25 protein-coding genes are annotated in these 26,364 nt (G+C 69.7%); 11 read left to right on the plus strand and 14 right to left on the minus strand.

What is annotated here, in order from left to right; genetic code table 11:
• Nucleotides 1-120: 120 nt before the first annotated feature.
• From AruCF_RS14735 to metC, 7 genes are all read right to left on the minus strand, one after another.
• Complete coding sequence (locus AruCF_RS14735; protein ID WP_049073824.1) at nucleotides 121-1,107, minus strand: FecR family protein; 987 nt, start codon at nucleotides 1,105-1,107, stop codon at nucleotides 121-123.
• Nucleotides 1,094-1,597 carry a sigma-70 family RNA polymerase sigma factor gene (locus AruCF_RS14740; protein WP_049073825.1) on the minus strand — a complete coding sequence of 168 codons (504 nt, stop codon included), beginning with the start codon at nucleotides 1,595-1,597 and terminating at the stop codon, nucleotides 1,094-1,096. Before AruCF_RS14740 ends, AruCF_RS14735 begins: the two co-directional genes overlap by 14 nt.
• Nucleotides 1,598-1,687: 90 nt before the next feature.
• Nucleotides 1,688-2,443, minus strand: coding sequence for an amino acid ABC transporter ATP-binding protein (locus AruCF_RS14745; RefSeq protein ID WP_049073827.1), 756 nt, complete (start codon nucleotides 2,441-2,443; stop codon nucleotides 1,688-1,690).
• Nucleotides 2,440-3,534 carry an amino acid ABC transporter permease gene (locus AruCF_RS14750; protein WP_049073828.1) on the minus strand — a complete coding sequence of 365 codons (1,095 nt, stop codon included), beginning with the start codon at nucleotides 3,532-3,534 and terminating at the stop codon, nucleotides 2,440-2,442. The genes AruCF_RS14745 and AruCF_RS14750 overlap by 4 nt, the downstream gene beginning before the upstream one ends.
• Nucleotides 3,531-4,679: an amino acid ABC transporter permease gene (locus AruCF_RS14755; protein WP_049073830.1), complete on the minus strand. Its 1,149-nt coding sequence runs from the start codon at nucleotides 4,677-4,679 to the stop codon at nucleotides 3,531-3,533. The genes AruCF_RS14750 and AruCF_RS14755 overlap by 4 nt, the downstream gene beginning before the upstream one ends.
• Nucleotides 4,680-4,698: 19 nt before the next feature.
• Nucleotides 4,699-5,838 carry an amino acid ABC transporter substrate-binding protein gene (locus AruCF_RS14760; RefSeq protein ID WP_080977427.1) on the minus strand — a complete coding sequence of 380 codons (1,140 nt, stop codon included), beginning with the start codon at nucleotides 5,836-5,838 and terminating at the stop codon, nucleotides 4,699-4,701.
• 153 nt (nucleotides 5,839-5,991) lie between these two features.
• Nucleotides 5,992-7,140 carry a cystathionine beta-lyase gene (metC, locus tag AruCF_RS14765; protein WP_049073831.1) on the minus strand — a complete coding sequence of 383 codons (1,149 nt, stop codon included), beginning with the start codon at nucleotides 7,138-7,140 and terminating at the stop codon, nucleotides 5,992-5,994.
• Between the two features lie 108 nt (nucleotides 7,141-7,248).
• Between metC and AruCF_RS14770 the strand changes: the two genes are divergently transcribed.
• Nucleotides 7,249-8,163, plus strand: a complete 915-nt coding sequence (locus AruCF_RS14770; protein WP_049073833.1) for a LysR substrate-binding domain-containing protein — start codon at nucleotides 7,249-7,251, stop codon at nucleotides 8,161-8,163.
• On the opposite strand, the gene AruCF_RS14775 is transcribed toward AruCF_RS14770, so the two are convergent.
• Nucleotides 8,153-10,225 (minus strand): TonB-dependent copper receptor, encoded by a 2,073-nt coding sequence (locus AruCF_RS14775; RefSeq protein WP_049073835.1) that lies wholly within the window; start codon nucleotides 10,223-10,225, stop codon nucleotides 8,153-8,155. The genes AruCF_RS14770 and AruCF_RS14775 overlap by 11 nt on opposite strands.
• A gap of 88 nt (nucleotides 10,226-10,313) precedes the next feature.
• Nucleotides 10,314-10,712: a DUF2946 family protein gene (locus AruCF_RS14780; RefSeq protein WP_049073837.1), complete on the minus strand. Its 399-nt coding sequence runs from the start codon at nucleotides 10,710-10,712 to the stop codon at nucleotides 10,314-10,316.
• Nucleotides 10,713-11,010: 298 nt separating this feature from the next.
• On the opposite strand from AruCF_RS14780, the gene AruCF_RS14785 reads away from it, so the two are divergent.
• The 9 genes from AruCF_RS14785 to AruCF_RS14825 all read left to right on the plus strand — a co-directional run bounded on the left by AruCF_RS14785 (nucleotide 11,011) and on the right by AruCF_RS14825 (nucleotide 22,458).
• Nucleotides 11,011-13,149, plus strand: a complete 2,139-nt coding sequence (locus tag AruCF_RS14785) for a laminin G domain-containing metallophosphoesterase family protein (RefSeq protein WP_049073839.1) — start codon at nucleotides 11,011-11,013, stop codon at nucleotides 13,147-13,149.
• A 142-nt stretch (nucleotides 13,150-13,291) separates the two neighbouring features.
• The gene (locus tag AruCF_RS14790) at nucleotides 13,292-14,818 is read left to right on the plus strand and encodes an amidohydrolase family protein (protein WP_049073841.1); all 1,527 of its coding nucleotides are present in this window, start codon (nucleotides 13,292-13,294) and stop codon (nucleotides 14,816-14,818) included.
• A gap of 81 nt (nucleotides 14,819-14,899) precedes the next feature.
• Nucleotides 14,900-15,991, plus strand: a complete 1,092-nt coding sequence (locus AruCF_RS14795; RefSeq protein ID WP_049073843.1) for an ABC transporter substrate-binding protein — start codon at nucleotides 14,900-14,902, stop codon at nucleotides 15,989-15,991.
• A 12-nt stretch (nucleotides 15,992-16,003) separates the two neighbouring features.
• On the plus strand, nucleotides 16,004-16,837 hold the full coding sequence (locus AruCF_RS14800) for an ABC transporter permease (protein WP_104010889.1): 834 nt from the start codon (nucleotides 16,004-16,006) through the stop codon (nucleotides 16,835-16,837).
• On the plus strand, nucleotides 16,834-17,658 hold the full coding sequence (locus AruCF_RS14805; RefSeq protein ID WP_172803060.1) for an ABC transporter permease: 825 nt from the start codon (nucleotides 16,834-16,836) through the stop codon (nucleotides 17,656-17,658). The genes AruCF_RS14800 and AruCF_RS14805 overlap by 4 nt, the downstream gene beginning before the upstream one ends.
• An 18-nt stretch (nucleotides 17,659-17,676) precedes the next feature.
• Nucleotides 17,677-18,543 carry an ABC transporter ATP-binding protein gene (locus tag AruCF_RS14810; protein WP_049073845.1) on the plus strand — a complete coding sequence of 289 codons (867 nt, stop codon included), beginning with the start codon at nucleotides 17,677-17,679 and terminating at the stop codon, nucleotides 18,541-18,543.
• Between the two features lie 104 nt (nucleotides 18,544-18,647).
• Complete coding sequence (locus AruCF_RS14815; protein WP_049073847.1) at nucleotides 18,648-20,024, plus strand: LLM class flavin-dependent oxidoreductase; 1,377 nt, start codon at nucleotides 18,648-18,650, stop codon at nucleotides 20,022-20,024.
• A 194-nt stretch (nucleotides 20,025-20,218) separates the two neighbouring features.
• Nucleotides 20,219-20,902 (plus strand): glutamine amidotransferase, encoded by a 684-nt coding sequence (locus tag AruCF_RS14820; RefSeq protein WP_235432658.1) that lies wholly within the window; start codon nucleotides 20,219-20,221, stop codon nucleotides 20,900-20,902.
• Between the two features lie 68 nt (nucleotides 20,903-20,970).
• Nucleotides 20,971-22,458 (plus strand): hypothetical protein, encoded by a 1,488-nt coding sequence (locus AruCF_RS14825; RefSeq protein ID WP_049073849.1) that lies wholly within the window; start codon nucleotides 20,971-20,973, stop codon nucleotides 22,456-22,458.
• Between the two features lie 43 nt (nucleotides 22,459-22,501).
• Here AruCF_RS14825 and AruCF_RS29520 read toward each other — a convergent pair whose 3' ends face one another.
• From AruCF_RS29520 to AruCF_RS14840, 4 genes are all read right to left on the minus strand, one after another.
• On the minus strand, nucleotides 22,502-22,699 hold the full coding sequence (locus AruCF_RS29520; RefSeq protein ID WP_167385879.1) for a CopD family protein: 198 nt from the start codon (nucleotides 22,697-22,699) through the stop codon (nucleotides 22,502-22,504).
• Nucleotides 22,663-23,388, minus strand: coding sequence for a CopD family protein (locus AruCF_RS29525; RefSeq protein ID WP_167385880.1), 726 nt, complete (start codon nucleotides 23,386-23,388; stop codon nucleotides 22,663-22,665). The genes AruCF_RS29520 and AruCF_RS29525 overlap by 37 nt, the downstream gene beginning before the upstream one ends.
• Before the next feature lies 1 nt (nucleotide 23,389).
• Nucleotides 23,390-23,746 carry a copper homeostasis periplasmic binding protein CopC gene (copC, locus tag AruCF_RS14835; RefSeq protein ID WP_049073851.1) on the minus strand — a complete coding sequence of 119 codons (357 nt, stop codon included), beginning with the start codon at nucleotides 23,744-23,746 and terminating at the stop codon, nucleotides 23,390-23,392.
• A gap of 160 nt (nucleotides 23,747-23,906) precedes the next feature.
• Nucleotides 23,907-24,335 carry a hypothetical protein gene (locus AruCF_RS14840; RefSeq protein ID WP_053086009.1) on the minus strand — a complete coding sequence of 143 codons (429 nt, stop codon included), beginning with the start codon at nucleotides 24,333-24,335 and terminating at the stop codon, nucleotides 23,907-23,909.
• Nucleotides 24,336-24,504: 169 nt separating this feature from the next.
• Between AruCF_RS14840 and AruCF_RS14845 the strand changes: the two genes are divergently transcribed.
• Nucleotides 24,505-25,167: a ProQ/FinO family protein gene (locus AruCF_RS14845; protein ID WP_080977428.1), complete on the plus strand. Its 663-nt coding sequence runs from the start codon at nucleotides 24,505-24,507 to the stop codon at nucleotides 25,165-25,167.
• Nucleotides 25,168-25,257: 90 nt separating this feature from the next.
• Here the strand turns inward: AruCF_RS14845 and AruCF_RS14850 are convergent, their stop codons facing one another.
• The gene (locus AruCF_RS14850) at nucleotides 25,258-26,235 is read right to left on the minus strand and encodes a Bug family tripartite tricarboxylate transporter substrate binding protein (RefSeq protein WP_049073853.1); all 978 of its coding nucleotides are present in this window, start codon (nucleotides 26,233-26,235) and stop codon (nucleotides 25,258-25,260) included.
• Nucleotides 26,236-26,364: the final 129 nt, after the last annotated feature.

The raw sequence follows: 26,364 nt of genomic DNA on the forward strand, positions 1-26,364 counted from the left end.
GTGAACCACAGCTTCTGCTCCTGATCCGTCATCGATGGGCCCCATGCCCCACGGAATCAAGAAGAAGACGCAATACGGCAAAAAAACCTGAATGCCCGGCCGAACTATTTTGTAACAGCGTCAACGCGCCGAAATCTCGCTGCGGCCGTCGGCCAGCTGGCGCACCTGCACCGGCAGGATGTGCGGCAAAGCCGTCAGGAAGGCGTCCGTGTCGCGGGTCTGGAACACGCTGGTCACGGTGAGATGCGCCACCCCGGCTCCCAGCACGACAGGATGCTGCCGGTACCGCGATACTTCCCGCGCCGCCGTGGCCAGGTCGGTATTGCTGAAGCGGATCTGGCCGCCGCGCCAGGCCAGCGTCGCCGCCACGTCGGCGGGCTCGACCGCCCCGGCCTGCCCGGCCGCGCCGATGCGTACGCCCTGCCCGGCCGCGACCGGCAAGGCCGCCGCGTCGTGCGCGCCGGCCACCTTGACCGAACCCGAGTCCACCAGCACCCGCACTTGGTCCGCGTCGCGGCGCACGTCGAAGCGCGTGCCGGTCACGGTGGCGGTGCCCAAGCCGGCATCCACCACGAACGGGCGGGCGGCGTTCTTCTCGACCGAGAACAGCGCCTCGCCCGCCACCAGCAGCACGCGCCGCTCGGCATCGTCGAAGCGCACGCGGATATGGCTGTTGCTATTCAATTCGGCGCGGGAACCGTCGGGCAGCGCCACGCTGCGCAGTTCGCCAATCCGTGTCTGGTATTCGGTCCAGCCCGCGCCGCGCGGCCACAGCGCCCAGCCGCCCACGGCGACGATCGCGGCGCCCAGGCTCAGGGCCAGCGCGGCGCGCCGCCCGGAACGCGCGGTGCGGCGCGGCGCTTCGGCCAGGGCGCGCAGGCGCTCGGGCGCGACGGCGTCCGCGGCCTGCCAGATCGATTCCAGCAGGCGGTACTCATAGGCGTGGCGCGGATCGGCCGCCAGCCAGTCGGCGCGCGCCTGTTCCCGCGCGGCGTCCCACTCGCCGGAATGGGCGCGCGCGAACCAGCGCGCCGCCTCGGCGCGGATGGCGTCGGCGCCCGCCTCGCGGCCGGCCTGCCCGGGCGATGCGGCGTCAGTGGGGCGCATACGCCCCCAGCCGCTCGCGCAGATGCAACGCGGTACGGATCATGTATTTCTCGACCATGTTCTTGCTCAATCCCATGCGTTCGGCGATCTCGGCCTGCGTCAGGCCTTCCAGCCGCTGCCAGACGAACACCTGGCGGCACTTGAGCGGCAGTTCCGCCAGCGCCGCTTCCAGCGCCTGGCCCAGCTGGCCGGTGCGCGCCTGGGCCATCGGGTCGCCCAAGGGGCTGGCGTGGTCGGCAATGGTATCAAGCGGCACCCATTCCTGCCCGCCGTCGCGGCGGAACTGGTCGACGGCCGCGTTGCGCGCGGCCTGGTGCAGATAGGCGCGCGGCTGCGCCACCTGCGCCGGGTCGGTTTCCAGGCACTTCACCAGCGCGTCGTGGGCCAGGTCGCGCGCGGCGTCGCGGCAGCCCAGCTTGCGGGTCCAGACCGCGAGCAGCTCTTCGTAATAGGCCAGGAAGCCGGAGGGACGGGACGGACGCGAGGACATGACGCACAATCGACAGAGGCATGCATGATAATGGTTTCCATTTTCATAAACAAACCGGGCCTGATGGCTGCGTCCACCGCCCTGCCCTCCTTAATGCAGGATGCGCTCCAGGAAGGCGCGCGTGCGTTCATGCCGGGGGTTGTCGAAGAAATCGCCCGGCTCGCCCATCTCGATGATGCGGCCGCCGTCCATGAACACCACCCGGTCGGCGACGTTGCGGGCAAAGCCCATCTCGTGGGTCACGCACAGCATGGTCATGCCGTCCTCGGCCAGCGAGGTCATGGTGTCCAGCACTTCCTTGACCATCTCCGGATCCAGCGCCGAGGTCGGCTCGTCGAACAGCATGATGCGCGGCTGCATGCAAAGCGAGCGGGCGATGGCCACGCGCTGCTGCTGCCCGCCCGACAACTGGCCCGGGTACTTGCCGGCCTGGTCGGGAATGCGCACCCGCTCCAGGTAGCGCATGGCCACATCCACCGCCTGCGCGCGCGGCATGCGCCGCACCTGCATCGGCGCCAGGATGCAGTTCTCCAGCACGGTCAGGTGCGGGAACAGGTTGAAGTGCTGGAACACCATGCCGGCGTCGGTGCGCACGCCGTCCACGGCGCGCAGGTCGTCGCTCAGCTCAACCCCGTTGACCACGATGGAGCCCTGCTGGTGGCGTTCGAGCCGGTTGATGCAGCGGATCATGGTGGACTTGCCGGAACCGGACGGCCCGCAGATCACCAGGCGCTCGCCCGCCCGGACCTGCAGGTTGATGTCCTGCAGCACATGGAAGTCGCCATACCACTTGTGCATGCCGGCAATGGCGATGGCGGGCGGCGTGGCGGCGCAAGGCGTGGTCATCGGAGTTCCCCTTTTTTATAGCGATGCTCCAGCCACATCGAATAGCGCGACAGGCCGAAGCAGATGCAGAAATAGATCGATGCGATGAAGAGATAGGTCTCGACGTAGGGCGTGGGCCAGGCCGGATCGGTCAACGCCGCGCGTCCCGAGCTGAGCAGGTCGAACAGGCCCACGATCAGCACCAGGCTGGTGTTCTTGATCATCACGATGGCGGTGTTGGTGAGCGGCGCGATCACCTTGCGCAGCGCCTGCGGCAGCACCACCAGACGCGTCATCTGCCACCATGAGAGCCCCAGCGCGCGCGAGGCCTCGGCCTGCCCGGGCGGAATGGCCTGCAGGCCGCCGCGGATCACCTCGGCCAGGTAGGCGGCCGAGAACACCGTCAGCGCGATGCCGGCGCGCAGCAGACTGTCGATGGTCATGCCGGCCGGCAGCATGATGGGCAGCACGATCGAGGCCATGAACAGCAGACTGACCAGCGGCAATCCCCGGATCAGCTCGATCACGCCGATGCTGATGAAGCGCGCCGTCGGCAGGCTGCCGCGGCGTCCCAGCGCCAGCAGCACGCCCAGCGGCAGGCCGGCGCCCAGCGCGCATACCGCCAGCAGCAGCGTGATCGGCAGGCCGCCCCACGACGAGGTCGGCACCCGCGCCAGGCCGAACATGCCGCCCTGCATCAGCGCCAGGCCCGCCAGCAGCCCCGCGATCCAGATGACCGCCGTGCGCGCGCGCCATTGGCGCGGGCTGAGCGAAAACACCGTCATCGCCAGGATGAATAGGCAGACCACGGTGGGCCGCCATTGCTCGCCGGGCGGATAGATGCCGAACAGGATCTGGCGCATTTTTTCGCCCAGGAAGGCCCAGCAGGCGCCGCCGGCCTGGCGGCAGACAGCGCCCGTGGCGCCCGGCCAGACGGCATCCAGCACCGCCCAGTTCAGCAACTTGCCGGCCGCGGCCAGCACCAGCGCCAGCGTGGCCACGGTGGCGAGCGCGCTGACGGCGCTGCCGAACAGGCGGTGCCAGGCGCTATCGCGGCGGTCCGCCGGCGGCGGCAGAACCCGCGGCAGAGAGGAAGGATGGGACAGGCTCATGCGCGTTGCGTCCTCAGGATGCGGCGGTTGTACAGATTCATGAAGAGCGACACGCTCAGGCTGATGCTCAGGTACACCGCCATCAGCACCGCCACGCCCTCGATGGCCTGGCCGGTCTGGTTGATGGTGGTGGTGATGACGAAGGACAGGTCCGGGTAGCCCACCGCCAGCGCCAGCGTGGTGTTCTTGATGATGGACAGGTACTGGCTGGTCATCGGCGGGATGATCACGCGCAGCGCCTGCGGCACCACGATCCAGCGCAACGCGGCGCCGGGTTTCAGGCCCAGCGAATGGGCCGCTTCCCACTGGCCGGCGGGCACCGCGTCGATGCCGCCGCGAATGATCTCGCCGGAGAACGCGGCCGAGTAGATCGTCAGTCCCACCAGCAAGGCGGTGAATTCCGGCGTGAAGGCGCTGCCGCCGGCAAAATTCAGGCCGCGCAGCGCCGGCACGTCGGCGTGCAGCGTGGCGCCGCCCCACTGCCCCACGGCGGCCACCAATGCCAGCGCCGCGACCAGGCCCAGGCTGCGCCACGGCATGCGCGGCGCCACCGACCGGCGCGCCAGGCGCCACGCGCCCCACAGCAGCAGCGCCCCCGCGCCCAGCGCCCACCACAGCGGCTGCGTATCGCCCTGCAACGACAGGCTGGGAAAGAACAGCCCGCGCACCGACAGGAACACGCCCGGCAGCGGCTGCAGCGCCTGCCGCGCCGGCGGCAGGTTGATCGTCACCAGGCTGTACCAGAACAGCAGTTGCACCACCAGCGGCGTGTTGCGCACGGCTTCCAGGTAGACCGTGGCCACGCCCGTCACCAGCGGATGGCGGCTGCGGCGCGCCAGCGCCAGGCCGAAGCCCAGCAGCGTCGAGGCCGCGATCACCAGCGCCGAGATGTACAGCGTGTTGGCCAGCCCCACCAGGAAGGCGCGGCCGTAGCTGTCGGTGGGCTGGTAGGCCAGCAGGCTTTCGGCGATGGGAAAACGGGCCGCCTCGCCAAGGTAGTCAAAACCCATGGCGATGCCGCGCTGGGTCAGGTTGGCGTGGGCGTTCCAGGCCAGCCAGCCCACCGCGCCGACGAAGGCGCCGGCGATCAGTAGCTGCGCCAGGACGGACCGGGCGCGGCCGTCGAACCAGAGTCGCTTGAACATGATGAGCCCCGCCCGCCGCTCAGTTGAAGACGTACGGGTACATCAGGCCGCCGTCGCGATACAGGCGGTTCATGCCGCGCTCGAGCTTCATCGGGCTGTTCTTGCCGACGTTGCGCTCGAAGATCTCGCCGTAGTTGCCCAGCTGCTTGACGATGTTGTAGGCCCAGCGCTCGTCCAGGCCCAGCGCCTTGCCGTTGCCCGGCTCCGTGCCCAGGAAGCGGGCGATGCGCCGATCGTCGGACTTGAGCATGTCGTCGACGTTGGCCTGGGTGATGCCCATGTCCTCGGCGGCGATCGGCACCTGGATGACCCATTTGACGATGTCGAACCAGCGGTCGTCGCCATGGCGCACCGACGGCGTCAGCGCCTCGCTGTGGCCGCTGGCCGGGAAGATCACGTAGTCGTCCGGGTTCTGCGCCTGGGTCGCGCGCACCGCCGCCAGCGCCGAGGCGTCGGTGATGAGGCCGTCGCAGCGGCCCGAGAAGAACGCCTGGCGCGAGGCCGCGACGTTGTCGAACAGCACGGTCTTCAGGCCCAGCTTGAACTTGCGCGACAGGTCGGCCACCGTGACCTCGTTGGTCGAGCCGGTCTGCACGCAGATGGTGGCGCCGTTCATGTCTTTGGTCTGGGTGATGCCCAGGTCCTTGCGCACCATGAAGGCGTCGTACTCGTAGTAGTTCGGGTAGGTGAAGTTGATGCCGTTGGCATCGCGCCGCAGGGTCCACGAGGTGGTGCGCGGCAGCACGTCGATCTGGCCGGTCTGCAGGGCCGTCAGGCGCTGCTGGCCGGTCAGCGGCACGAAGCGCGTCTTGCTGGCGTCGCCCAGCACCGCGATGGCGATGGCGCGGCAGGTGTCGACGTCCAGGCCCTTCCAGTTGCCGTCCTTGTCGGGCGCCGAGAAGCCGGTGGTGCCATGACCGGCGCCGCAGATGACGTAGCCGCGGGCGCGGATCTGGTCGACCGTGGGGCTGTTGGCCTGGGTGACGGCCGCCGCCACCGGCGACGCGCCGGCGGCGGGCGCTTGTGTCGCGGTTTGTGTCGCGGTTTGTGCCTCGGGTTGCGCCGCGGGCTGGGCGGCGGCCAGGGCCGGCACGGCGGCCGGGACGCAGGCCGCGATGGCCAGGGCGAGACAACGGTAAGTCTGCTTGAAGCTGAACATGGCAATTCCCCTTGCTATGTGGTGAGCGCCTCGGGGCGCTTCGTGCCGGTCGGCCATGCGCGGCCGGCCGGTGTGTTGAACGGGATTCGGCGCAAAGCGCCGTCCGGGCGGGTCGTGCGCCAGGCTCGCGCCCGGCCCCGCCCGGCCGCGCGCTCAGCGTTGCGCCTGGTACGCCGCCAGCGCGCCGCGCAGGTCGTCCTTGAGCGTGTCCACATCCTCCAGCCCGATCGATAGCCGCACGATCGGCCGGTCGGTCGCCGGGTAGGCGCGGCCCGCCTGCAAGTCGGCCGGGTAATAGGCCACCAGGCTGTGCACCCCGCCCCAGCTGGCGCCGATGGCGAAATGGCGCAGCGAATCGAAGAAGCCGTTGAAGGCCGCCTCGGGCGCTGGCGCCAGCACCATCGAGAACAGGCAGCCGTTGGTGCGGAAGTCGCGCTTCCACAGGCCATGGCCCGGGTCCGACGGCAGCGGCGGGTACAGCAGGCGCTCGACCTGCGGCTGGCTTTGCAGCCACTCGGCCACGCGCAGCGTCGCGTCGCTCTGCGCGCGCAGCCGCAGCGCCAGCGTCTCCAGGCCGCGCAGCACCAGGAAGCAATCGTCCGGGCTGACCTGCTGGCCCAGGATGCTCTGGGTCTCGCGCAGCACGGCGTAGTGGCCGGCGTCGTTCATGCTGATGCTGCCCATCAGCACGTCGGAGTGGCCGCCGAAGAACTTGGTGGCGGCCTCGACGCTGAAGTCGACACCGTGCGCCAGCGGCTGGAAACCGAGCGGGCTGGCCCAGGTGTTGTCCATCATGGTCAGCACGCCATGGCGGCGCGCGGCGGCGGCGATGGCGGGCACGTCGACCATTTCCATGGTGACGGTGCCGGGCGCCTCGATGCAGATCATGCGGGTGGCCGGGCGGATCAAGGCTTCGATGCCGGCGCCGATGGACGGGTCGTACAGCTCCACGTCCACGCCCATGTGCGCCAGCCATTTCTCGCCGAAGGTCTTGAGCGCGCCATAGCAGGCGGCCGACAGCAGCAGGTGGTCGCCGCCGCGCACGAAGCCCATCACCACCGTCATCAGCGCCGCCGCGCCGGACGGCGTGATGACGCAATGGCGGCCGCCTTCCAGCGCGGCGATGCGGTCTTCCAGCAGGCGCGCCGTGGGCGTGCCGGTGACGCCGTAGCTGAAGCCGTCGGGCTGGCGGTGCTTGCGGTTGACGAAGGCGTCGAGCGAATCGAACACCACGGTGGAGGCGCGCTGGACGGCGGGCGAGAGACTGGCGAAATCTCTATTAGTCTGATTGATAGCTTTCATCTACTCTATTTGCTGGGCTTAGGAGTGACTGGGAACAGCGCCAGTGTCTGTCTTTCCCGCCATTGCCTCAACAATCGAAAAAACTTAGTCAATAAGCGGGACTTATAGATGGACATGCGCGAGATCCAGGTCTTCCGGGCCGTGATGCAGGCCGGCACCACCAGCAAGGCCGCCACCCTGCTGGGCATTTCGCAGCCGGCGGTGAGCCAGGCCATCCGCAAGCTGGAAACCTCGTCGGAACTGCGCCTGTTCGAGCGCGTGCGCGGCCGGCTGGTGCCGACCCAGGAGGCCGGCGCGCTGATGGAGGAAGTGGACCGCTGCTTTGCCGGCTTCGAGCTGATCGAGCACCGCATCCGCAGCCTGAAATCGTTCGGCGTCGGGCGCCTGGCGGTCGGCTCGCTGCCGGCGCTGGGCACCGGTTTCATGCCGCGCGCCATTGCCGCCTTCGGCCTGCAGGACCGCCGCATCCAGATGTCGTTCCAGATCATGAGTTCGCGCGAGGTGTTGCGGCAGGTCGCGGCCGGCCAGCTCGATTTCGGCCTGATGGCCGACGAGCTGTCGGTGGCCGGCCTGGAGCACTCGGAATTCCTGCGGCTGCCAGGCGTGATCGCCATGCACAGCCGCCATCCGCTGGCGGCGCGGCCGCGCATCACGCTTCGCGACCTGACCGAGCACGCCTTCATCGCGCTCAACCCCGAGGACGCCAGCCGTCGACGGCTGGAAGCCGCGCTGCACGACCAGGGCCTGGCGCTGCGGCCGGTGCTGGAGACGCCCTACTCCAACTCCGTCTGCGAGTTCGCCCTGCACGGCGTGGGCATCGGCCTGGTGCATCCGGTCATGGCGCTGGATTACCTGGCGCGCGGACTGGCCATCAAGCCGCTGGAACTGGACATCGGTTTCACCTGCCTGCTGGTGTTCCGGCCCGGCACACCGCTTTCGGAAAACGCGCGGGCGTTGCTGAAAGCGATGCGCATCGAGCTGGAACGGGACCTCAAGCGGATCCGGACGGCGCTCAGTACTTGAAGCTCAGGCGCGCCCAGACGGTGCGCCCCGGTTCGTTGAACGCCGTATTGGCGGCGAAGCCGAAGCCGGCGTCGCCCGCCAGGTTCAGGTGCTCGGCGTAGGTCTTGTTGAACAGGTTGTCCACGCCCAGCGACAGCTTGACCTGCTTGCTGACCGCGTAGCCGCCGTTCAGCGAGAACACGCCGAAGCCGGCGCTGGGGCCGAAGTCCTTGCCCACCACGTTGCCCTGGTTGAGCGCGTAGCGGCGCTGCGCCGCCACCAGCCGCCACAGCGCGCCGGCAGACCACGTGCCGTCGTCGTAGGCCGCGCTCAGCTTGGCTTCCAATGGCGGCATCTGCGGCAAGGCGCGGCCGTCGCTGCGATTCTGGCCCCAGGCGTAGGCCAGCGTCGCGCCCAGCTTCCAGCGCGGCGCCGCCTGGTAGGACAGCCCCAGTTCGCCGCCGGCGATGCGGGCGTCGATGTTGGCGGCCTGCGTCGAGCCGCCGTGCATGCCGCCCATGCCGCCCCTGGCGTAGTCGAACAGGATGAAGTCGTCGACATAACCGGCATAGCCGGACACCCAGGCATCCAAGGTCTCGGTCTTGTACTGCGCGCCGAAATCCAGCTGGGTCGTCTTTTCGGGCTTGACGCCGCGAAATGCGTTGACCGAGCCATCGGGCCCCTTGTTTGGCGAGAACAGTTCCCAGTAGTCAGGAAACCGTTCCGCGTGGCCCAGGCCCACGTAGACCGTGGCCGGCAGGTCCGCCAGGTCCCGTTCATAGCGCAAGAAGCCGCTGGGCAGCGTCTCATTGCGGCGCTCGCCGGCGGTGGGGTTGGGCATCGGCATCATCATCGAACCATTGTCGCGGCGGAAATCCTTGGCCGAGGCCCAGTCCACCCGGGCCCCGCCGATGACGCGACTGTCGTCGGCGGCATGCCAGGTCAGCTCGCCGAAGACGCCGGTGTTGGCGAAGCTGGCATCCTTGACCCAGGCTTGCGAGCGGTATGAGACCAGGTCCGTGCCGTTGCGCGAGCGATGCCGGCTCTGCTGGAAGTCCAGGCCGGTCACCAGGCTCAAGTCCGGCGCCAGGTTCCAGGTCCCGGCGACGCGCCCGCCCCAGGTGGCGCGGTCCACGTTCGAGGCCATCGCCATCGGCATCATGCCGTGCGGATCCGGCGCGCGCAGCGTGTAATTGTCCATCACGTGATCGGCGTAGTTGTAGTAGAGCTGCGCCTCCAGCTTGTCCAGCACGCCGCCCAGGTTGCGCTTCTCGAAGCGCAGGCCGAAGCTCTCGCGCTTGAACTGCGAGCCGTCCATGCCGCGCCCGGCGTAGCGCGCGTTGCCATCGCCGGTGCCGGCGGTCAGCTCGTACAGGGTGTCGGCGTCGGGCGTGAAACCCAGCGCCAGGTCGGCGTTCCACTTATCCCAGCGCGACGGCACCTTGTTGCCGTCGCCGTCCTTGTAGTCCTGGGCGTGCGAATGGTTGGCGGTGATGCGGGTGTAGACCTTGTCGTTGCCCACGGTCAGGTCGGCAGCCTGGTCGTTGCGGCCGAACGAGCCACCCAGCAGGCTGCCGTCAAAGCGCACGCCCGGTTCGGCAAGGCGCGGCGTGTCGCGGTCGAACTTGATCGTGCCGGCCGAGGCGCCCGGCCCCCACAGCACCGTCTGCGGGCCCTTGATGACGGTCAGCTTGTCGAAGTTCTCGGGCGAGATGTACGAGCTGGGCGCGTCCATGCGCGCCGGGCAGGCGCCGGGCATCGAGGTGCCGTTGGTCAGGATGTTCAGGCGCGAGCCGAACATGCCGCGCAGCACCGGATCGCCGTTGGTGCCGCCGTTGCGGATGGCCGAAAAACCGGGAATGGTCTTGAGGTAGTCGGTGCCGTCACTGGCCGGCAACGGCTGGCGCGGGATCTTCGGGTCGGTGGTGAAGGTCAGCGGCGCGCTCGGGGCGACGCCGGTGATCACCACCGGATCAGTGACCGGGATGCCGTCGGCGTCAACATGGTTGGGCCAGGCCGGGAACGACGCGGCCACGGCGGTGGCCAGGCAGCTGGCCCGCAGGATTTCCATTTTCTTGCACATGGGGTTCTCTGGATCTGAACAGGCTGGACGCGCGCGACCGCGCGGGCCGCATCGATGCGCGCCAGCAGAAAATTGGGAAAGACGGGGTTCAGGCCAACAGAGGAGGCGCGCGCGACTGCCGTGGCAGCCGCGCCTGCGCGCTGGAGAAATGGATGTCGATGGTGGGCGCCGGCAGCAGCTGCGGCGTGCCGGGCAACAACCAGGCCAGCAGCGCCAACCCAGGCAGCGGCGCGCCGCCGAGCATGGCGCAGCCGGCGAAACAGCAATGCGGCAAGGCGCCACTGTGCTGCCGCGCGTCCTGCGCGACGCCGTCGGCGTCCAGCGTGACCACGCGCGGCCCGCTGGCGGTGCAGATGATGGTGGAGGCGCCGGGCGTGGTGCCGGGCCCGGCCAGCGCGGCGGATGCGATCAGCGCCTGGAAGACAAACAGCAGCACCGCGGCCAGCGCGGTCCAGCGTCTTCGGACAGGGGCTCCTGGGGTGGGCATTCGCATCCTCTTGAAGAGGCGGATGGTAGCACGCGCCCTTGCCTAAACAGGGCCGCGGCGAGCGCTGTAGGACGGGCGGAAAGGCCGTTCACACGGCGATCGGGCCCATTGCTTGACCCGGATCAAGTCGCAGGCCCACCGCGACAGGGGCCGGACAAGCGGCCATGCTCCGACTGCCCCCCACCGGCAGCGCGACGCGATGGCATCGTCAAGCCGCGCACAATGTTCATGAGCGCTTAACACGTTCGTCATTCGGCGTTTCTAAGCTTCCCCCTTTTTGACAACGGGCGGTACACAGATGGCGCACGACCAGCAAGACGGCGGCAACGGCATTGCCACAACCACGAACCACACCCTGCCGATAGCGGCGGATCCGCGCCGGCGCAGCCTGCTGAAGGCTGGCTTCGGCGCCACGCTGCTGCCGGTGGGCGGCTCGCTGCTGCTCTCGGCCTGTTCCAGCGACGATGACGACAAAGACAGCCCCGCGACCGACACGCCGGCGCCGCAACCCCAGCCGCAACCGAAGAACATCTCCAGCTTCGCCGTGGCGGTGCTGCCGGACACCCAGTTCTACTCGCGCTACGCCACCGACGCCGAGAACCAGCAGTTCATGCGCAAGTACGGCAGCGAGCCCTACCAGGCCCAGACGCAATGGGTCGCCGATCACGCCAGGTCGCTCGACATTCCGTTCCTGATCCACCTGGGCGACGTGGTCGACCAGCAGGGCAAGCCCGACCAGTGGACCGTGGCGAGCAAGGCCATGAAGATCCTGGAAGACGCCAAGGTGCCGTATTCGATCCTCGCGGGCAACCACGACGTCATCCTGGACCGCGACTACGTCGACCCCAGCAGCCAGGCCAGCGCCACCGACGCGCAGCGCAACCTGGCCGCGGAACCCTATCTGCAGACTTTCGGTACCGACCGCGCCAGCAAGCAGGCCACGTTCGGCGGGCGCGATCCCAGCGGCTTCCACGAGTACCACATCTTCCAGGCCGAGGGCCAGAAGTTCATGGTGCTGTCGCTGTCGTGGCGCATTTCCGACGCCGGGCTGGCCTGGGCCAACCAGGTGATCCGCGCCAACCCGACGCTGCCGGTGATCCTGGTCAACCACCAGTTGCTCAACATCGACAAGGACGGCATCAGCCCGCTGGAAGTGCCCTATGGCCTGATGCTGTGGGACAAGCTGATCCGCGACAACGACCAGATCTTCATGACGCTGAACGGCCACTACCACGGCGCGGCGCACCTGACCAAGATGAACGCCTTCGGCAATCCGGTCGAGGAAATGGTGGTGGACTACCAGATGGCCTACCAGGGCGGCAACGGCCTGATGCGCCTGTACGAGTTCGATCTGAGCGACAACGAGATCCGCGTGCTGTCGTTCTCGCCGTGGGTGCCGCAGAAGCCCAAGGCCACGCTCAATGCCTTCGACCAGGCGGTGCTGACCGGCGCCAACGAGGCGTTCACCATCAAGATGGACTTCGCCAAGCGCTTTGCCCGCTTCAACAAGGACTTTAAGGCCGCCGCGCCCACGCACACGTCGCTGGTCGAACAGGCGCGCGCCCTGATCCTGGCCAACTACACCGACCCGGCCATCATCACGCAGAAGCCCGCGGCCGACACCGAGGACTACCCGCAGGTGTCCGGCACGCTGGCGCACTGGCGCTTCTTCGGCGGCGCCGATGGCCAGCCGGTGCCGGTGGGCCAGGTGATCCAGGACCGCACCGGCAACAACCCGGTCAGCCGCGCGGCGCTGAACATCGACGGCGTGATCGGCGCGCAGCTGGGCGACGTGGTCTGGTCCAACGACCACCACTACCTGTCGGCCGCGCCCGGTTCGGTGCGCTTCCTGAACACCGACAAGAACACCCCGCGCATGAGCTACTTCACCACCGCCACCACGGCGGTGTTGAACGCCGAGACGGTGCCCAACGGCTATACCGTCGAGGCTTTCATCAAGATCGACCGCGACTGGACCGCGCAGAAGCATGCGTGGATGAACATCATGACGCGCGACGGCAAGCGCGGCGACCTGCCCGGCTTCAATGGCGGCGACCCCGAATCGCCGCCGCTGCTGTTCGCCATCTCCAGCCTGCGCGAGATCCAGTGGGAAGTGGTGCCCGAGCGCACCGGCGCCCGCGACGCCAAGACCAACTGGTCCGGCGAGATCATCGCCGACAAGTGGATGCACGTGGCCATCGTCAACGACAACGCCACCCACGAGACGATCCTGTACGTCGAGGGCGCGCCAGTGCTGCGCAACGTCGCCGACGCCCCGGGCCTGGCGGCGCTGGCCGCCAACATGCCCTGGGTCATCGGCGCCGGCTCGTGGGACGGGGCGCGCGCCGACGGCTTCTTCGGCAGCATCGGCGAAGTGCGCATCGTCGACCATGCCTTGCCGCCGGCGCAATGGCTGACGGCGCGCCGCGGCGGTTGAACGCCAGGATTGGTTATTTGGTCATGACGCACAACTAAACAACCAATCCTTCGTTGGGCGCCGCGCGGCGCTCCCGTAATGTTTGCCAGGCAAGCAGGGACTTCCCCTGCGCCTCGCGACATGACCCACGGAGAGCGCCAGCATGAACCAGCCTTTGCACCCGAGCCACGCGTCACGGTCCGCCGCCGTCAAGGCGACCCTGGATTTCCCGGTGATCGACACCGACGTGCACGTCAACGATTACGCGCCGGTCCTGGACGACTATGTCCAGCACTACGGCGGCGGCAAGCTGGTGGATGCGCTGCGCAAGGCGCTGGGCTCGCGCTTCGCCACCAAGAGCGGCGGCAAGGACTGGTACCAGCAGACGCCGGCCGAGCGCCAGGACAACCGCACCCTGCGCTCACCCTGGTGGGCCCGGGTCACGCGCAACACGCTGGACCTGGCCACCTACACCCTGCCCGAGCTGCTCAACGAGCGCCTGGCCGAGCAAGGCGCGGACTACTCCGTGCTGTTCCCCAATGACGTGCTGGCGCCGCTGGCCGCGGGCGACGAGTTCCGCCAGCCGCTGCACCGCGCCATCAACCACTTCCATGCCGACCAGTACCGCAAGTACAGCGACCGCCTGACGCCGGTGGCCGGCATTCCGCTGAACACGCCGCAGGAAGGCATCGAGGAACTGGAGTTCGCGGTCAAGACGCTGGGCCTGAAAGTCATCAATATCGCCGGCGGCGTGAAGCGGCCGATCAAGGCGATCGCGCGCAAGTATCCCGCCGCCGACTATCCCGAGATCTCGAAACACGCCAGCTACATCGACTTCTACGGCATCGACAGCGAATACGACTACGACCCGTTCTGGGCCAAGGTGGTCGAGCTGGGCGTGCCGGTCACCACGCACTACGGCAGCCAGGGCTGGACCGGCCGCCATTCCATCAGCAACTACATGTTCAACCACATCGGCCACTTCGCCGATGGCTCGCAGGCCTTCGCCAAGGCGCTGTTCTTCGGCGGCGTGACGCGGCGCTTTCCGAACCTGCGCGTGGCGCTGCTGGAAGGCGGCGCCGACTGGGGCTCGCACGTCTACACCCACCTGGTGGACCGCTGGGAAAAGCGCAACCGCGCGGCGGTGCAGAACTACAACCCGGCCAACGCCGACGTGGCGCTGCTGCACGAGCTGTTCCAGCGCTATGGCGCCGATTTCATTCGCGGCCGCGACATCGACCCGCGGCAGCTGCTGCGCGACAGCCTCGGCATCTCGGCCCTGCCGCACAGCCGCGACCCGCATCCGGACGAACTGGACGACTTCGCCGCCGCCGGCATCGAGTCGGTCGAGGACATCCGCAAGCGCTGGGTCGACAGCTTCTACTTCGGCTCGGAATCCGACGACCGCACCGTGGCGGCGGCCTTCAACGACAAGGTCAACCCGCTCGGCGTGAAGATCAACGCCATCTGGTCCTCGGACATCGGCCATTGGGACGTGCCCGACCTGACCGCGCCGCTGGCCGAAAGCTGGGACCTGGTCGAACAGGGCGTGATCAGCGCGCAGGACTTCAAGGCGCTGGTGTTCGGCAACCCCTACCGCTTCTACACCGAGGCCAATCCGGCCTTCTTCCAGGGCACCGCCATCGAGCGCAAGCTCGCCGCCGCCGCGCCCGCGCGCGCGGCCGCCTGATCCCGCCCGCCGCTGTTTGCCTGACCGCCGGGCGGCGTGATGCCGGCCGGTTGCCCGATCCTTTTCTGAATGAGTCTTTCCATGAAGTCATTGACGATCCTGAGTAAACGCGTTGCCGCGCTGGGCCTGGTGGCCCTGGCGGCGTGGGGCGGCAGCGCCCGGGCCGCCGACGTGATCCGCGTCGGCGTGGCCACGGCCGGCGGCGGCGACCCGATCACCTGGGGCGGCTCGCCGGGCGGCGTGGTGCGCGTCAACCAGTGGCTGGAACAGGCCTTCGCCGCCGACGGCGTCAAGGTCGAGTGGCTGTTCTTCAAGGGCGCCGGCCCGGCCGTCAACGAGGCGCTGTCGAACAAGCAGATCGACTTCGCCTACCAGGGCGACCTGCCGCAGGTGGTGGGCCGCGCCAACGGCCTGAAGACCAAGCTGCTGCTGGTCAGCGGCGCGCGCAACAACCTGTACCTGGTGGCGCCGCCGAATTCCCCGCTCAAGTCCATCGAGGACCTGAAGGACCGCAAGGTGTCGATCTTCCGCGGCACCAACGGCCACCTGGTGGCGATCAACGTGCTGGCCGCGCATGGCCTGGCCGAGCGCGACATCAAGGGCGTCAACCTGGATGCCGGCAGCGCCCAGGCGGCGCTGGTGTCCAACGGCGTGGACGCGGCCTTCGGCGGCTACGAATGGTTCAAGGTGCGCGACCAGGGCCTGGCCAAGGTCATCTACAGCACCCAGGGCCAGGACCCCGCCTACACCCGCCAGGCCTCGCTGCTGGTGCGCGAGGACTTCGAGCGCGAGAATCCCGCCCAGGTGCAGAAGGTGGTGGACGTGTTCGTGCGCGCAGCGCAGTGGTCGTCCGACGAGAAAAACCGCGACGCGCTCTTCAAGATCTGGGAAAAGAGCGGCGTGCCCTACGCCTCGTGGCAGGCCGAGTTCGACAAGCAGGACCTGGCCTCGCGCAACTCGCCGCTGATCGACGACTTCATCATCGCCCGCTACAAGGCGGTGGTGGCCGACGCCGCCAAGCTCAAGCTGATCCGCCGCGAGGTCTCGCTGGACGGCTGGTTCGATCCGCGCTACCTGCAGAATGCGCTCAAGACCCAGGGGCTGGAGCGCTACTGGACCGCGTTCGACGCCGCCGGCAAGCCGGTATCGGGCCCGGCGCAGGCCGCGCGCTGACGGGACCGCGCCATGGCCTCTCTTTCTCATCACGCCCTGCCGCGCCTGGCCCCGGCGCCGGCCTGGGCGCGCCAGGCGGCCTGGACCGCCGCGCCCTGGCTGCTGCCGCTGATCTTGCTGACGCTGTGGCAGACCGGCGCCAGCCAGGGCTGGATCTCACCGCAGGTGCTGCCGCCGCCCGCCTTCGTCTGGGACACCCTGCGCGACCTGGCCACCAGCGGCGACCTGTGGCTGAACACCCGCGCCAGCCTGCAGCGGGTGCTGGTCGGCTTCGCGCTGGGCAGCCTGCTGGGCCTGCTGCTGGGCACGGCGATGGGCCTGTCTCGCCGGCTCGAAGCCTATGTGCTGCCGACCTTCAACGCGCTGGTGCAGATCCCGGTGCTGGCGTGGCTGCCGTTCGTGCTGCTGATCGTCGGCATCGGCGAACCGCTCAAGTACATCCTGATCGCCAAGGCGGCGCTGGTGCCGGTCACGCTCAATACCTTGCAGGGCTTTCGCCAGGCCAGCCCGGCGCTGCGCGAAGTGGCGCGGGTCTATGGCTACAGCCGGCGCCAGGAGGTGCTGGAGGTGGTGGTGCCGCTGGCCCTGCCGACGCTCTTCACCGGCCTGCGGCTGGGCTTCACCAAGGCCTGGCTGTCGCTGGTGGTGGTCGAGCTGGTGGCCTCCAGCGAGGGCCTGGGCTACCTGATCGTCTATGGCCGCCAACTGTTCCAGCTCGACCTGGTGATGGCCGCGGTGATCGTGGTGGGCGCCATCGGTTACGCCATCGACCGACTGCTCGACTGGACCGAGACGCGCCTGATCCACGGCCGCCGCGGCGCCGCCATCGCGCAGGTGCGGCCATGAACGCGCCCACGCCTTCCTCGCGCGACGCGGCCGAGCTGGCGCTGGCGCAACCGCTGGCCGTGCGCGGCGGCGGTCGGTGGCGCGGCCTGGTGCTGCCGGTGGCCGCCATCGCGCTGTGGTGGCTGCTGGCCCGCGCCGACCTGGTGAACTCGGCCCTGCTGGTGTCGCCCGGCAAAGTGCTGGCCACCGCCGCCGACCAGATCGTCGGCGGCAAGCTGTGGCGCGCGCTGGGCGCCAGCCTGGGCCGCGAGCTGACCGGGTTCGCCATCGGCACGCTGTCCGGCCTGCTGCTGGGGGTGCTGCTGGGCCTGTCGCCGCTGTTCAACCGGCTGGTGGGGCCGAGCTTCAACACCTTCAAACAGATCTCGCTGTTCGCCTGGATTCCGCTGATCTCGGTGTGGTTCGGGCTGGGCGACACCGCCAAGGTGGTGTTCCTGTCGCTGGCGGCGCTGGTGCCGGTGGTGGTCAACACTTGCGATGGCGTGCGCAACGCGCCGCCCAAGCTGCTGGAGGTGGCGCGGGTCTACGGCTACAGCCGCTGGCAGACCTTCGCCCTGGTGGTGCTGCCGGCCGCCGCGCCGGCCATCTTCACCGGCGTCTACCTGGCGCTGATCTACTCCTGGCTGGCCACCATCGGCGCCGAATACCTGCTGGTGGCGGGCGTCGGCATCGGCAACCTGCTGATCGAGGGCAGCGAGCATTTCCAGATGGACCTGGTGATCTTCGGCATGTTCGTGGTCGGGGTGATCGGCTGGCTCATGAATGCCCTGGCCCGCGTGGCCGAACGGCGGCTCGCGCGCTTGCGCGGCCAGGACCAATAACCGCAGGAAAACTCAGGCATGACTCAACCTACTTCGTTGGACCTGTCACTGCAGGCGGTCGGCAAGCGCTATCCCAGCGCCCAGGCCGAGGGCGGCGTGCTGCAAGTGCTCACGGGCGTGGACCTGGACATCCCCGCCGGCCAGTTCGTTTCCATCGTCGGCGCCAGCGGCTGCGGCAAATCCACCCTGCTGCGCCTGATCCTGGGGCTGGACGACAGCTATGAAGGCGCCATCACGCTGGGCGGCGAGCCGGTGCGCGGCACCGGGCCGGAACGCGGCATCGTGTTCCAGGACCACCGCCTGTTCCCGTGGCTGACGGTGGCGCAGAACATCGCCGTGGGCCTGCGCAACGCGGCGATTTCCAACAACGAAAAGCGCGACCGGGTGGCCGAGCACATCGCCCTGGTGGGGCTGGAGGGCTTCGAGCAATCGTATCCCCACCAGATCTCGGGCGGCATGGCGCAGCGCGTGGCGATCGCGCGCGGCCTGGTCAACCGGCCGCGCGTGCTGCTGCTGGACGAACCCTTCGGGGCGCTCGACGCGCTGACCCGGGCGCGGCTGCAGACCGAGTTGCAGCGCATCTGGCAGAAGGAGCGCATCACCATGATCCTGGTGACGCACGATGTCGAGGAAGCGGTCTACCTGGGCGACCGGGTGGTGATCATGCAGCCGCGCCCGGGGCGCATCCGCCGCATCGTCGACGTGCCGCTGGCGCATGCCCGCAACCGCAGCGATCCACGCTTCATCCGCTTGCGCGACGACGTGCTGTCCGACTTCCTGGAGCCGGACGGCGCGCCCGCCGACGACAGCCCGCCGCTGGGCGCGGAGGCGGCCGGCGGCGGGCCGGCGCTGCCGTCGCTGGCCTCGCTGCGGATGGCGTGGTGATGCCAGCGACGGCCACGCCACTTGCCACGCCCTGACCGCCTGTTTCCTCACTTGCCGACGGCCGCCGCCCGAGCGAGGCCGCCATTCCTTCTGGAGTGAATTCCATGACCCGCCCCTCGCGCCAGATCAAACTCGGCGCCTTCCTGATGCAGACCGGCCACCACATCGCCGCCTGGCGCCATCCCGAGGCCCAGGCCGATGCGCCGGTCAACTTCCGCCACTACGTCGAACTGGCGCGGCGCGCCGAGGCCGCCAAGTTCGATGCGATCTTCCTGGCCGACTCGGTCGGCGTGCGCAACACCGACCTGCCGTCGCTGTCGCGCACCGCGCGCAGCGACCATTTCGAGCCGCTGACGCTGCTGTCGGCGCTGGCCGCCATGACCGAGAAAATCGGCCTGATCGCCACCGTCTCCACCACCTACAACGAGCCCTACCACGTGGCGCGCAAGTTCGCCTCGCTCGACCACATCAGCGGCGGCCGCTCGGGCTGGAACCTGGTGACCTCCAGCGGCCAGGGCGAGGCGCAGAACTTCAACCTGGACGAACACGTGGAACACGCCCGCCGCTACGCCCGCGCCGCTGAATTCCACGACGTAGTGCTGGGATTGTGGGACAGTTGGGAGGACGACGCCTTCCTGCGCGACAAGGCCAGCGGCCAGTACTTCGACCCCGCCAAGCTGCATCCGCTGCGCCACCGCGGCGAGCATTTCTCCGTGCGCGGGCCGTTGAACGTGTCGCGCTCGCCGCAGGGCCGGCCGGTGGTGGTGCAGGCCGGCGCCTCGCCCGCCGGCCGCGACCTGGCGGCGCGCACCGCCGAGGTCATCTTCGTGGCCCACCAGACCTTCGACGAAGCCCAGGCGTTCTACCGCGACATCAAGGGCCGCGCCGTGGCGTACGGCCGCGATCCCGACGACATCAAGATCATGCCCGGCATCTTTCCCGTGATCGGCCGCACCCAGGCTGAGGCCGAGGACAAGTTCGCGCGCCTGCAGGACCTGATCCATCCGGTGGTCGGCGTGCAATTGCTGTCCAACATGATCGGCGGCTTCGACCTGTCGGGCTACCCGGTCGACGGACCGCTGCCCGACATTCCAGAAACCAACGGCGGCAAGAGCCGCCAGCAATTGCTGATCGATCTGGCGCGCCGCGACAACCTGACGATCCGCCAGCTGTACCTGCGCATCGCCGGGGCCCGCGGCCACCAGCAGGTGGTCGGCACGCCGCAAAGCGTGGCCGACCAGTTGCAGCAGTGGTTCGAGGAGGACGGCGCCGACGGCTTCAACATCATGTCGCCGTGGCTGCCCGGCGGGCTGGATGACTTCATCGAGCTGGCGCTGCCGGAACTGCGCCGCCGCGGCCTGTTCCGCACGGAATACGACGGTTCGACCCTGCGCCAGCACCTGGGCCTGGCGCGGCCGGCGCACCGCGCGGTCGCCACGGCGCGGGACGCCGCCCGCGCGCGCGAGCCCGCCACGCTGTGAGCCGGCGGGCGTCGCGGCAGGCCAGGCTCGTGCAAAGGCCTCGGCGCCGGGCCGATATCAATCCCGCTCATAGCAGATAACCGGACAGGGCTATTGATGAATGCGCGCGGCGGCCTCATCATTGCGCGGGACCGATCCGGGCCCCGCCGATTACGCCATCCCCCATGCCTCACCGACCGCTAGCCATCCTGCAAATGGGCCGACCGCCCGAAGACCTGCGCGCCACCCATGGCGAACAGGCCGATTGGGTCACGGCCGCCCTGGCGGGCATCGACTCGCCCCTGACGGTGGTCCACCCGGCCGCCGAGGAGGCCCTGCCCGATCCGGCCTCGCTGCGCGGCGCCGTGCTGACCGGCTCCTGGGCCATGGTCACCGACCGGCACCCCTGGAGCGAACGCACCGCGCAGTGGCTGCTCGAGGCGATGGACGCGCAGTTGCCGTTGCTCGGCATCTGCTATGGCCACCAACTGATGGCCCATGCCTTCGGCGGCATGGTCGACTACCATCCGCGCGGCCGCGAAATCGGCCTGCATGCCGTCGCCCGCCTGCCCGCCGCCGAGGCCGACCCGCTGCTGGCGGGCCTGCCCGATCATTTCGCCGCCCACCTGACGCACGAGCAGAGCGTACTGCGACCGCCGGCCGGCGCCACCGTGCTCGCCGGCACCGCCCACGATCCGCACCAGATCCTGCGCTACGGCCCGCACGCGCTGTCGGTGCAGTTCCATCCCGAATTCACCCCGGGGCTGATGGACGCCTGCCTGGCGCGCCGCCAGGATTTCCTGGCGGCCGAAGGCCACGACGTGGCGGCGCTGCGCGCGGCGTTGGGCCCCACGCCCCACGCGCTGGGAATCCTGCGCGCCTTCGCGGCGGCCTGCTGAGCCGTGCGCGTCCGCGTATCCGGCCCGCGCCGCGCCCGCCGCGCCTGTCCGCGGGCGGGTGTCGCGCCATGATGTATCTGCTCTGGTCCGCGCCGGCGCTGGTGGTCATTGGCGCCATCGCCAGCGGCCGGCTCAATACCACCCTGGCGGCGGTGCTGGGCCTATTGGCGGCCATTCCGGTGGCGCTGTTCACGGCCCCCGCTGCTTTCGGCGCCGGCGCGCTGGGCGGGGCCCTGACGCGCGGCCTCTGGATCGGCGGCGTCATCACGCCCTACATCCTGGGCGGACTGCTGTTCTGGCAGATGGCGGCGCGAGGCGCCCCGCCCGCGGCCGCCACGGCGGGCGCGGACGCGGCCGGAGCGCCGCTCGATCCCCTGGCGCGGCGCCGCCTGCTGTTCTTCGCCTGTTTCCTGGTGGGTCCGTTCGCCGAATCGGCCACCGGCTTCGGCGTCGGCATGCTCGGCACCGTGCTGCTGATCCGCCCGCTCGGTTTCAAGCCGCGCGAACTGATGGTCTTCGCGCTGCTGAGCCAGACCCTGATCCCCTGGGGCGCGATGGGCAGCGGCACGCTGTTGGCATCGGCCTACGCGCGCGTGCCGCCGACGCAACTGGCCCTGTACGGCATGGTGCCCGTGGCCCTGTTGATGGCGGCATGGATGGCGCTGTTCTGGATGACGGCGCGGCGCGCGGGCCTGCCGGCAACGACGGCCGAACGCGGGCGCGAGGCAGCGTGGATGCTGGCCAGCCTGGTCCTGCTGAGCGCCGCGACGGCGCTGCTGGGCCCGGAAACCGCGTTGCTGGCGGCCTATGGCCCGCTGATCGTGCTGCGCTTCGTGCTGGACCGGCGTCCCGGTCGCGCGCAGTTGCGGACCGCGGCCAGCGGCGCGCTGCCCTACATCGTGCTGATCGCCTGCCTGGTCGCCACGCGCCTGGTGCCGGCGCTGAACCAGGGCCTGGCCGGCCTGGCGCGTTTCAGCCCCTATCCCGACCTGCCCGCCTGGGCGCCCTTCCTGCATGCCGGCAGCTGGCTGATCGGCGGCGCGCTGCTGATGGCGGCGCTGCGCCGGCAACCCGGCCTGCTGGCCGGCAATGCGCGCCACGCCTGGCGCACGGGCAAGCATGCGGTACTGTCCGTCTTCCTGTTCGCGATGATGGCCGAGGTGCTGGCCGGCGCCGGCATTTCGCAGGCCTACGCCGATGGCCTGTTCCGCGCCCTGAATGATTGGACCTTGTTGATCACGCCCCTGATGGCCGGCGCCTTCGGCATCCTGGCCAACAGCGGCAACGCGCCCAACAGCTTGTTCATGCCGTCGCAGCTGTCACTGGCGCAGCACGCCGGCCTGAGCCTGCCCGCGGCCGCGGCGCTGCTGCACGTATCCGGCACGTCGATGGGATTTTTCTCGCCGGTGCGCATGTCCATCGCCGCCGGCCTGGCGCATGGCTACGGCCAGGAACGCCAGGTCTACGCGCGCTTGTTGCCGTTCGCGCTGGCCGCCTTCGGCCTGCTGCTGGCGCTGGCGTTGCTGCTGGTGCTGGCGGGAGGACGGCCCGCATGACGGGGCCGCGTGCCGCCGTCATGCCGGGCAAGCGCGCCGCCGGCTACGATGGCGACATCAACCCCAATCCCCCCACGATGATCAGCACCGCGGCGCCCAGCGCCAGTTCCCGGCAGGTATTGCGCCGGATGGCCTGCAGCGCCTGGACCGGATCGCGCCGGATGCGCGGGATCCAACGATAGCGGTTGACCAGCGCCAGGCCCGTCATCGCCAGGGCCAGCGCGACCTTGAGCAGCAACACCCCCACATAGCCCCCCCCGGATGCGGCAGCGTCGGCCCCAGGATCAGCACCGCATTGGCCACGCCGCTCAGCAGCAGGACCATGACGGCGACATGCCCGCAGGCGGAAAACCGCAACAGCGCGCCGGTGGCCTCGGCACGGTCCCCCGGCTGGCGCCAGGCCGCCAGCCATGCCAGGAACACGGGCAGCGATCCGAGCCAGAACGCGGCCGCCAGCACGTGCAGATAGTCATTGAGCGCGTGCGCCATGCCCCAGCCGCCTTCGTGCATCGCCGCGTGGCCCGTGAAAGCCAGCGGCGCCAGCGCCACCGCCGCCGGGCCGGCCAGCCACGACGGCCGGCCCGGCCGCAGCCCCAGCGCCACGCCCAGCACGGCGGCCGCGCACAACGCGCGCACCGTCCAGGCCTGGCCGTAGCGGGTCTGCTGGGTCACCGTGTCCAGCAAGTCGCCGTCCAGTATCGCGCGCCAGTCGCCGGCGATAGTGGCGGCCTGCAACGGCAGCAGGCACAGCGTCGCCACCAGCCCCGCCGCGCCGACGCGCAGCAGGGCCGGCCGCAGCGCCGCTTCCGCCGCCACGCCCAGGCGCGGCGAGCCGCCCACGGCCAGCATGGCGCTGGCGCCGAACAGCACGGCCGCCGCGCCGGCGCTCACGGCGCGGCACAGCGCAAACACGACCCACAACGTGTCCATCTCAGGGCTTGACCGTGAACGTCCAGGCCCCATTGGTCTTGTGGCCGTCCTTGGACAGGGCTTGCCATTTCACGGTATAGGCGCCCGCCGGCAAGGGGTTGGCGACGGGCAGCACCAGCGTCTTGTCATCGCCGGGCGCGGGCGCCGCCTTGGCCTGCACCGCCTGCTTGCCGGCCGCGTCCAGCACCGTCAACGAGGAAAACGCGGGCTCCAGCCCTTCGGAGAAGCTGGCCGTCACCGAGGACGGCGCGGCTACCTCGGCCTTGTCGGCCGGCGTGGCGCGTTGCAGGTGGGCATGGGCCCAGGCCCATTGCGGGGCGAGCGCCAGCGTGGCGGCGATGAATACGGGTTTGAACATGATCGGACTCCAAGGGTTCGGCGGCGCCAGGCCGCGCGGAAAAAGATGGCGCGTGCGCGAGGTCGCGCGCACGCGAAGTCGGAAGACTCGGGATCTGGGGCGGGCGCGTCCCCGGCATCGCGCGCCACGGACGTGGCGCGCGCCGGGACGGGCGCAGTGATCAGGCCGCGCGCGGCGGCGCGCGCGATTGTTGCGGCAGCCAGGCCGGCGCGCCATGCGGGCATGGCGTGGCCCGCGCGGGGCGCGGCAGGGCTGGGGCCGCCAGCGGCAGGCGCCAGGCCAGCCCCGCGAACGCAGGCGGACCGGCGCCGGTCAACATGGCGCAACTGGCGGCGCAGCAATGCGGCAAGGTGCCGCCCACGCCGTGGGGAACGGGGGGAACGGCCGGGGCCGTGTCGGCGGCGGCATCCGCCCCATCCAGTGTCACGATGCGGGGACCGCTGGCCGTGCACAGGATGACGGAAGCCCCTGTTGCGGCGTCCATCGGCAGGGGCGCGCCCAGCGCCGTCGAGGCCACCAGCGACTGGAAAACCAGCAGCCCCGCCGCCAGCCACCCCAGCGCGCGGCGGGCGACGGCGGACGTGCGCATAAACGTAACCGGCGTGTGCATCCCCATGGTGCCGACGAGCTTACGACGGCCGCCGGACGCCCGCAACTTCAATCCGACACGCCACAACTGTTATGCTGCACGCTTTCAACATTTGAAGTCGCAGCACACCATGGGTCTAGAACAGCTCGCCGCAATCCGAGAACTGCTGTTGAAGCAGGCTCCCGAAGAGGCGGCTTCCAAAAAGAAAACCGCCCGTCCGGCCGGCAACGACGCGGGGGCGCGCAAGCCGGCCGCGCGTCCGTCCGACGATGCGGCTGCCGCCCGGAAGAAACCTGCGCGTTCGCCGGCCGGCGAACGACGCGAGGCGCCGGCGGTCGACCCGGTGCTCATCGCCATTTCGCGACTGCAGCGGCAATTCCCCAAAGCCTTCCCCAAGAAGCCGGCGCCCAAGGTGCCGCTCAAGCTGGGGGTGCTGGAAGATCTGGTGCAGCACGCCAAGACCCTGCAGCTCAGTCCCGATGAGATCAAGCAGGCCGTCAAAACCTGGTGTGACGGCCGCCGCTACTGGGATTGCATGGTCGAGTCCGCCGCGCGCGTGGACCTGAACGGCGAACCCGCCGGCGCCGTCACCGCCAACGAGGCGCAGCACGCCAAGCGCATGGCCTCGCGTCGCCACGCCAAGGCGGGCGGCCGTGGCGGCAAGGGCAATGCGAACAAGGGCAAGCCGGCCGCGGAAGGCGCCAAGCAATCGGCGCAGGCCGAGGCCGCCGCGCCCGCCGATACGTCCGTGGACGCGCCGGTCGACACGTCTGTCGATACCTCGGTGGCAACGCCGGCCCAGGCGCCGTCGGATACGCAGGCCACCGACTGATCGCGGCATTCCAAAAAAAGCGGACCGTGCGGCGCCAGGCGCTCCACGGTCCGCGGTCTTTTGGAGGGCCGGGCGTGCCGGCCGCCCGCTTCAATCCAGCCGGATATCCGCGCTCTGCACCACCTTGGCCCAGCGCGCCCGCTCGCTGTTGAAGAACTGCGCCAGCTGCGCCGGGTCGCGCACCACGATCTCGGCGCCCTGCTCGTTCAGCTGCGATTTCACGTCGGGCTGGTTGACGATCTGCCCCATCAGCGTGGCCAGCAGGCTGGCGGTCTTGTCGGTGGTGGTGGCCGGCGCCATCACGCCCTGCCAGGTGCCGGACTCGAAGCCCGCCACGCCCTGCTCCGAAATCGTCGGGATGTCGGCCACCAGTTGCATGCGTTCCCTCTTGGAAATCGCGATCGCGCGCAGCTTGCCGCCCTTGATGTGCGGCAGCGTCGCCAGCAGCCCGTTCATGATGACCTGGGTCTGGCCGCCGATGGTGTCCGTCACCGCCTGCGAGCCGCCCTTGTAGGGCACGTACTCCCATTGCGCGCCGGTGGCCTGCTGCACCGCCACGGCCGCCAGGTGCGGCGCGCTGCCGATGGCTGTGACGGCGAAATTCAGGCGTTGCTTCTTCGACAGCGCCACCAGCTCCGGCACAGTCCTGGCGGGCACATCGGGATGCACCGCCAGCACGTGCGGCGAATACGCCAGCATGCCGACCGCGCGCAGATCCTTGGATGGATCGAACGACAGCTTGGTGTAGACCGACGGGCTGATCGCCAGCGCGCCGACGTCGCACAGCAGCACCGAGTGGCCCTCCTGCGCCGACTGCGCCACGATGCCGGCTCCCAGGTTGCCGTTGGCGCCGGGCTTGTTCTCGACCACCACCGTCTGCTTGAGCGCTTCGGCCAGGCGCGGCGCGATCACGCGCGCGATGATGTCCGACGAACCGCCGGGCGGGTACGGCACCACGATGCGCACCGGCCGCGTCGGCCATACGTCCGCCTGGGCCCAGGCCGGCGTCAGCCGCGCCAGTCCCAGCGCGGCGGCGCCGGCCAGCAGGTGCCTTCTGTTTGAATCCATGTTGTCTCCGTTGTCGTTGTAAGGGGTGTGTCCGGGCCGGCCGCGGCAGGCCGGGTCCGGCCCCCGCCGCCATGCGCCGGGAAGCCGCCGGCGTTGGCGCCGCCCTCGGGCGCCGCCAACGGGAAAAGC

This window comes from Achromobacter ruhlandii (genome assembly GCF_002082135.1).
GTDB lineage: Bacteria > Pseudomonadota > Gammaproteobacteria > Burkholderiales > Burkholderiaceae_B > Achromobacter > Achromobacter ruhlandii.

Coding starts and splice junctions, on each gene's coding strand:
- AruCF_RS14735 (WP_049073824.1), bottom strand. CDS start 1,107: ATGCGCCCCACTGACGCCGCATCGCCCGGGCAGGCCGGCCGCGAGGCG.
- AruCF_RS14740 (WP_049073825.1), bottom strand. CDS start 1,597: ATGTCCTCGCGTCCGTCCCGTCCCTCCGGCTTCCTGGCCTATTACGAA.
- AruCF_RS14745 (WP_049073827.1), bottom strand. CDS start 2,443: ATGACCACGCCTTGCGCCGCCACGCCGCCCGCCATCGCCATTGCCGGC.
- AruCF_RS14750 (WP_049073828.1), bottom strand. CDS start 3,534: ATGAGCCTGTCCCATCCTTCCTCTCTGCCGCGGGTTCTGCCGCCGCCG.
- AruCF_RS14755 (WP_049073830.1), bottom strand. CDS start 4,679: ATGTTCAAGCGACTCTGGTTCGACGGCCGCGCCCGGTCCGTCCTGGCG.
- AruCF_RS14760 (WP_080977427.1), bottom strand. CDS start 5,838: ATGTTCAGCTTCAAGCAGACTTACCGTTGTCTCGCCCTGGCCATCGCG.
- metC (WP_049073831.1), bottom strand. CDS start 7,140: ATGAAAGCTATCAATCAGACTAATAGAGATTTCGCCAGTCTCTCGCCC.
- AruCF_RS14770 (WP_049073833.1), top strand. CDS start 7,249: ATGGACATGCGCGAGATCCAGGTCTTCCGGGCCGTGATGCAGGCCGGC.
- AruCF_RS14775 (WP_049073835.1), bottom strand. CDS start 10,225: ATGTGCAAGAAAATGGAAATCCTGCGGGCCAGCTGCCTGGCCACCGCC.
- AruCF_RS14780 (WP_049073837.1), bottom strand. CDS start 10,712: ATGCCCACCCCAGGAGCCCCTGTCCGAAGACGCTGGACCGCGCTGGCC.
- AruCF_RS14785 (WP_049073839.1), top strand. CDS start 11,011: ATGGCGCACGACCAGCAAGACGGCGGCAACGGCATTGCCACAACCACG.
- AruCF_RS14790 (WP_049073841.1), top strand. CDS start 13,292: ATGAACCAGCCTTTGCACCCGAGCCACGCGTCACGGTCCGCCGCCGTC.
- AruCF_RS14795 (WP_049073843.1), top strand. CDS start 14,900: ATGAAGTCATTGACGATCCTGAGTAAACGCGTTGCCGCGCTGGGCCTG.
- AruCF_RS14800 (WP_104010889.1), top strand. CDS start 16,004: ATGGCCTCTCTTTCTCATCACGCCCTGCCGCGCCTGGCCCCGGCGCCG.
- AruCF_RS14805 (WP_172803060.1), top strand. CDS start 16,834: ATGAACGCGCCCACGCCTTCCTCGCGCGACGCGGCCGAGCTGGCGCTG.
- AruCF_RS14810 (WP_049073845.1), top strand. CDS start 17,677: ATGACTCAACCTACTTCGTTGGACCTGTCACTGCAGGCGGTCGGCAAG.
- AruCF_RS14815 (WP_049073847.1), top strand. CDS start 18,648: ATGACCCGCCCCTCGCGCCAGATCAAACTCGGCGCCTTCCTGATGCAG.
- AruCF_RS14820 (WP_235432658.1), top strand. CDS start 20,219: ATGGGCCGACCGCCCGAAGACCTGCGCGCCACCCATGGCGAACAGGCC.
- AruCF_RS14825 (WP_049073849.1), top strand. CDS start 20,971: ATGATGTATCTGCTCTGGTCCGCGCCGGCGCTGGTGGTCATTGGCGCC.
- AruCF_RS29525 (WP_167385880.1), bottom strand. CDS start 23,388: ATGGACACGTTGTGGGTCGTGTTTGCGCTGTGCCGCGCCGTGAGCGCC.
- copC (WP_049073851.1), bottom strand. CDS start 23,746: ATGTTCAAACCCGTATTCATCGCCGCCACGCTGGCGCTCGCCCCGCAA.
- AruCF_RS14840 (WP_053086009.1), bottom strand. CDS start 24,335: ATGCGCACGTCCGCCGTCGCCCGCCGCGCGCTGGGGTGGCTGGCGGCG.
- AruCF_RS14850 (WP_049073853.1), bottom strand. CDS start 26,235: ATGGATTCAAACAGAAGGCACCTGCTGGCCGGCGCCGCCGCGCTGGGA.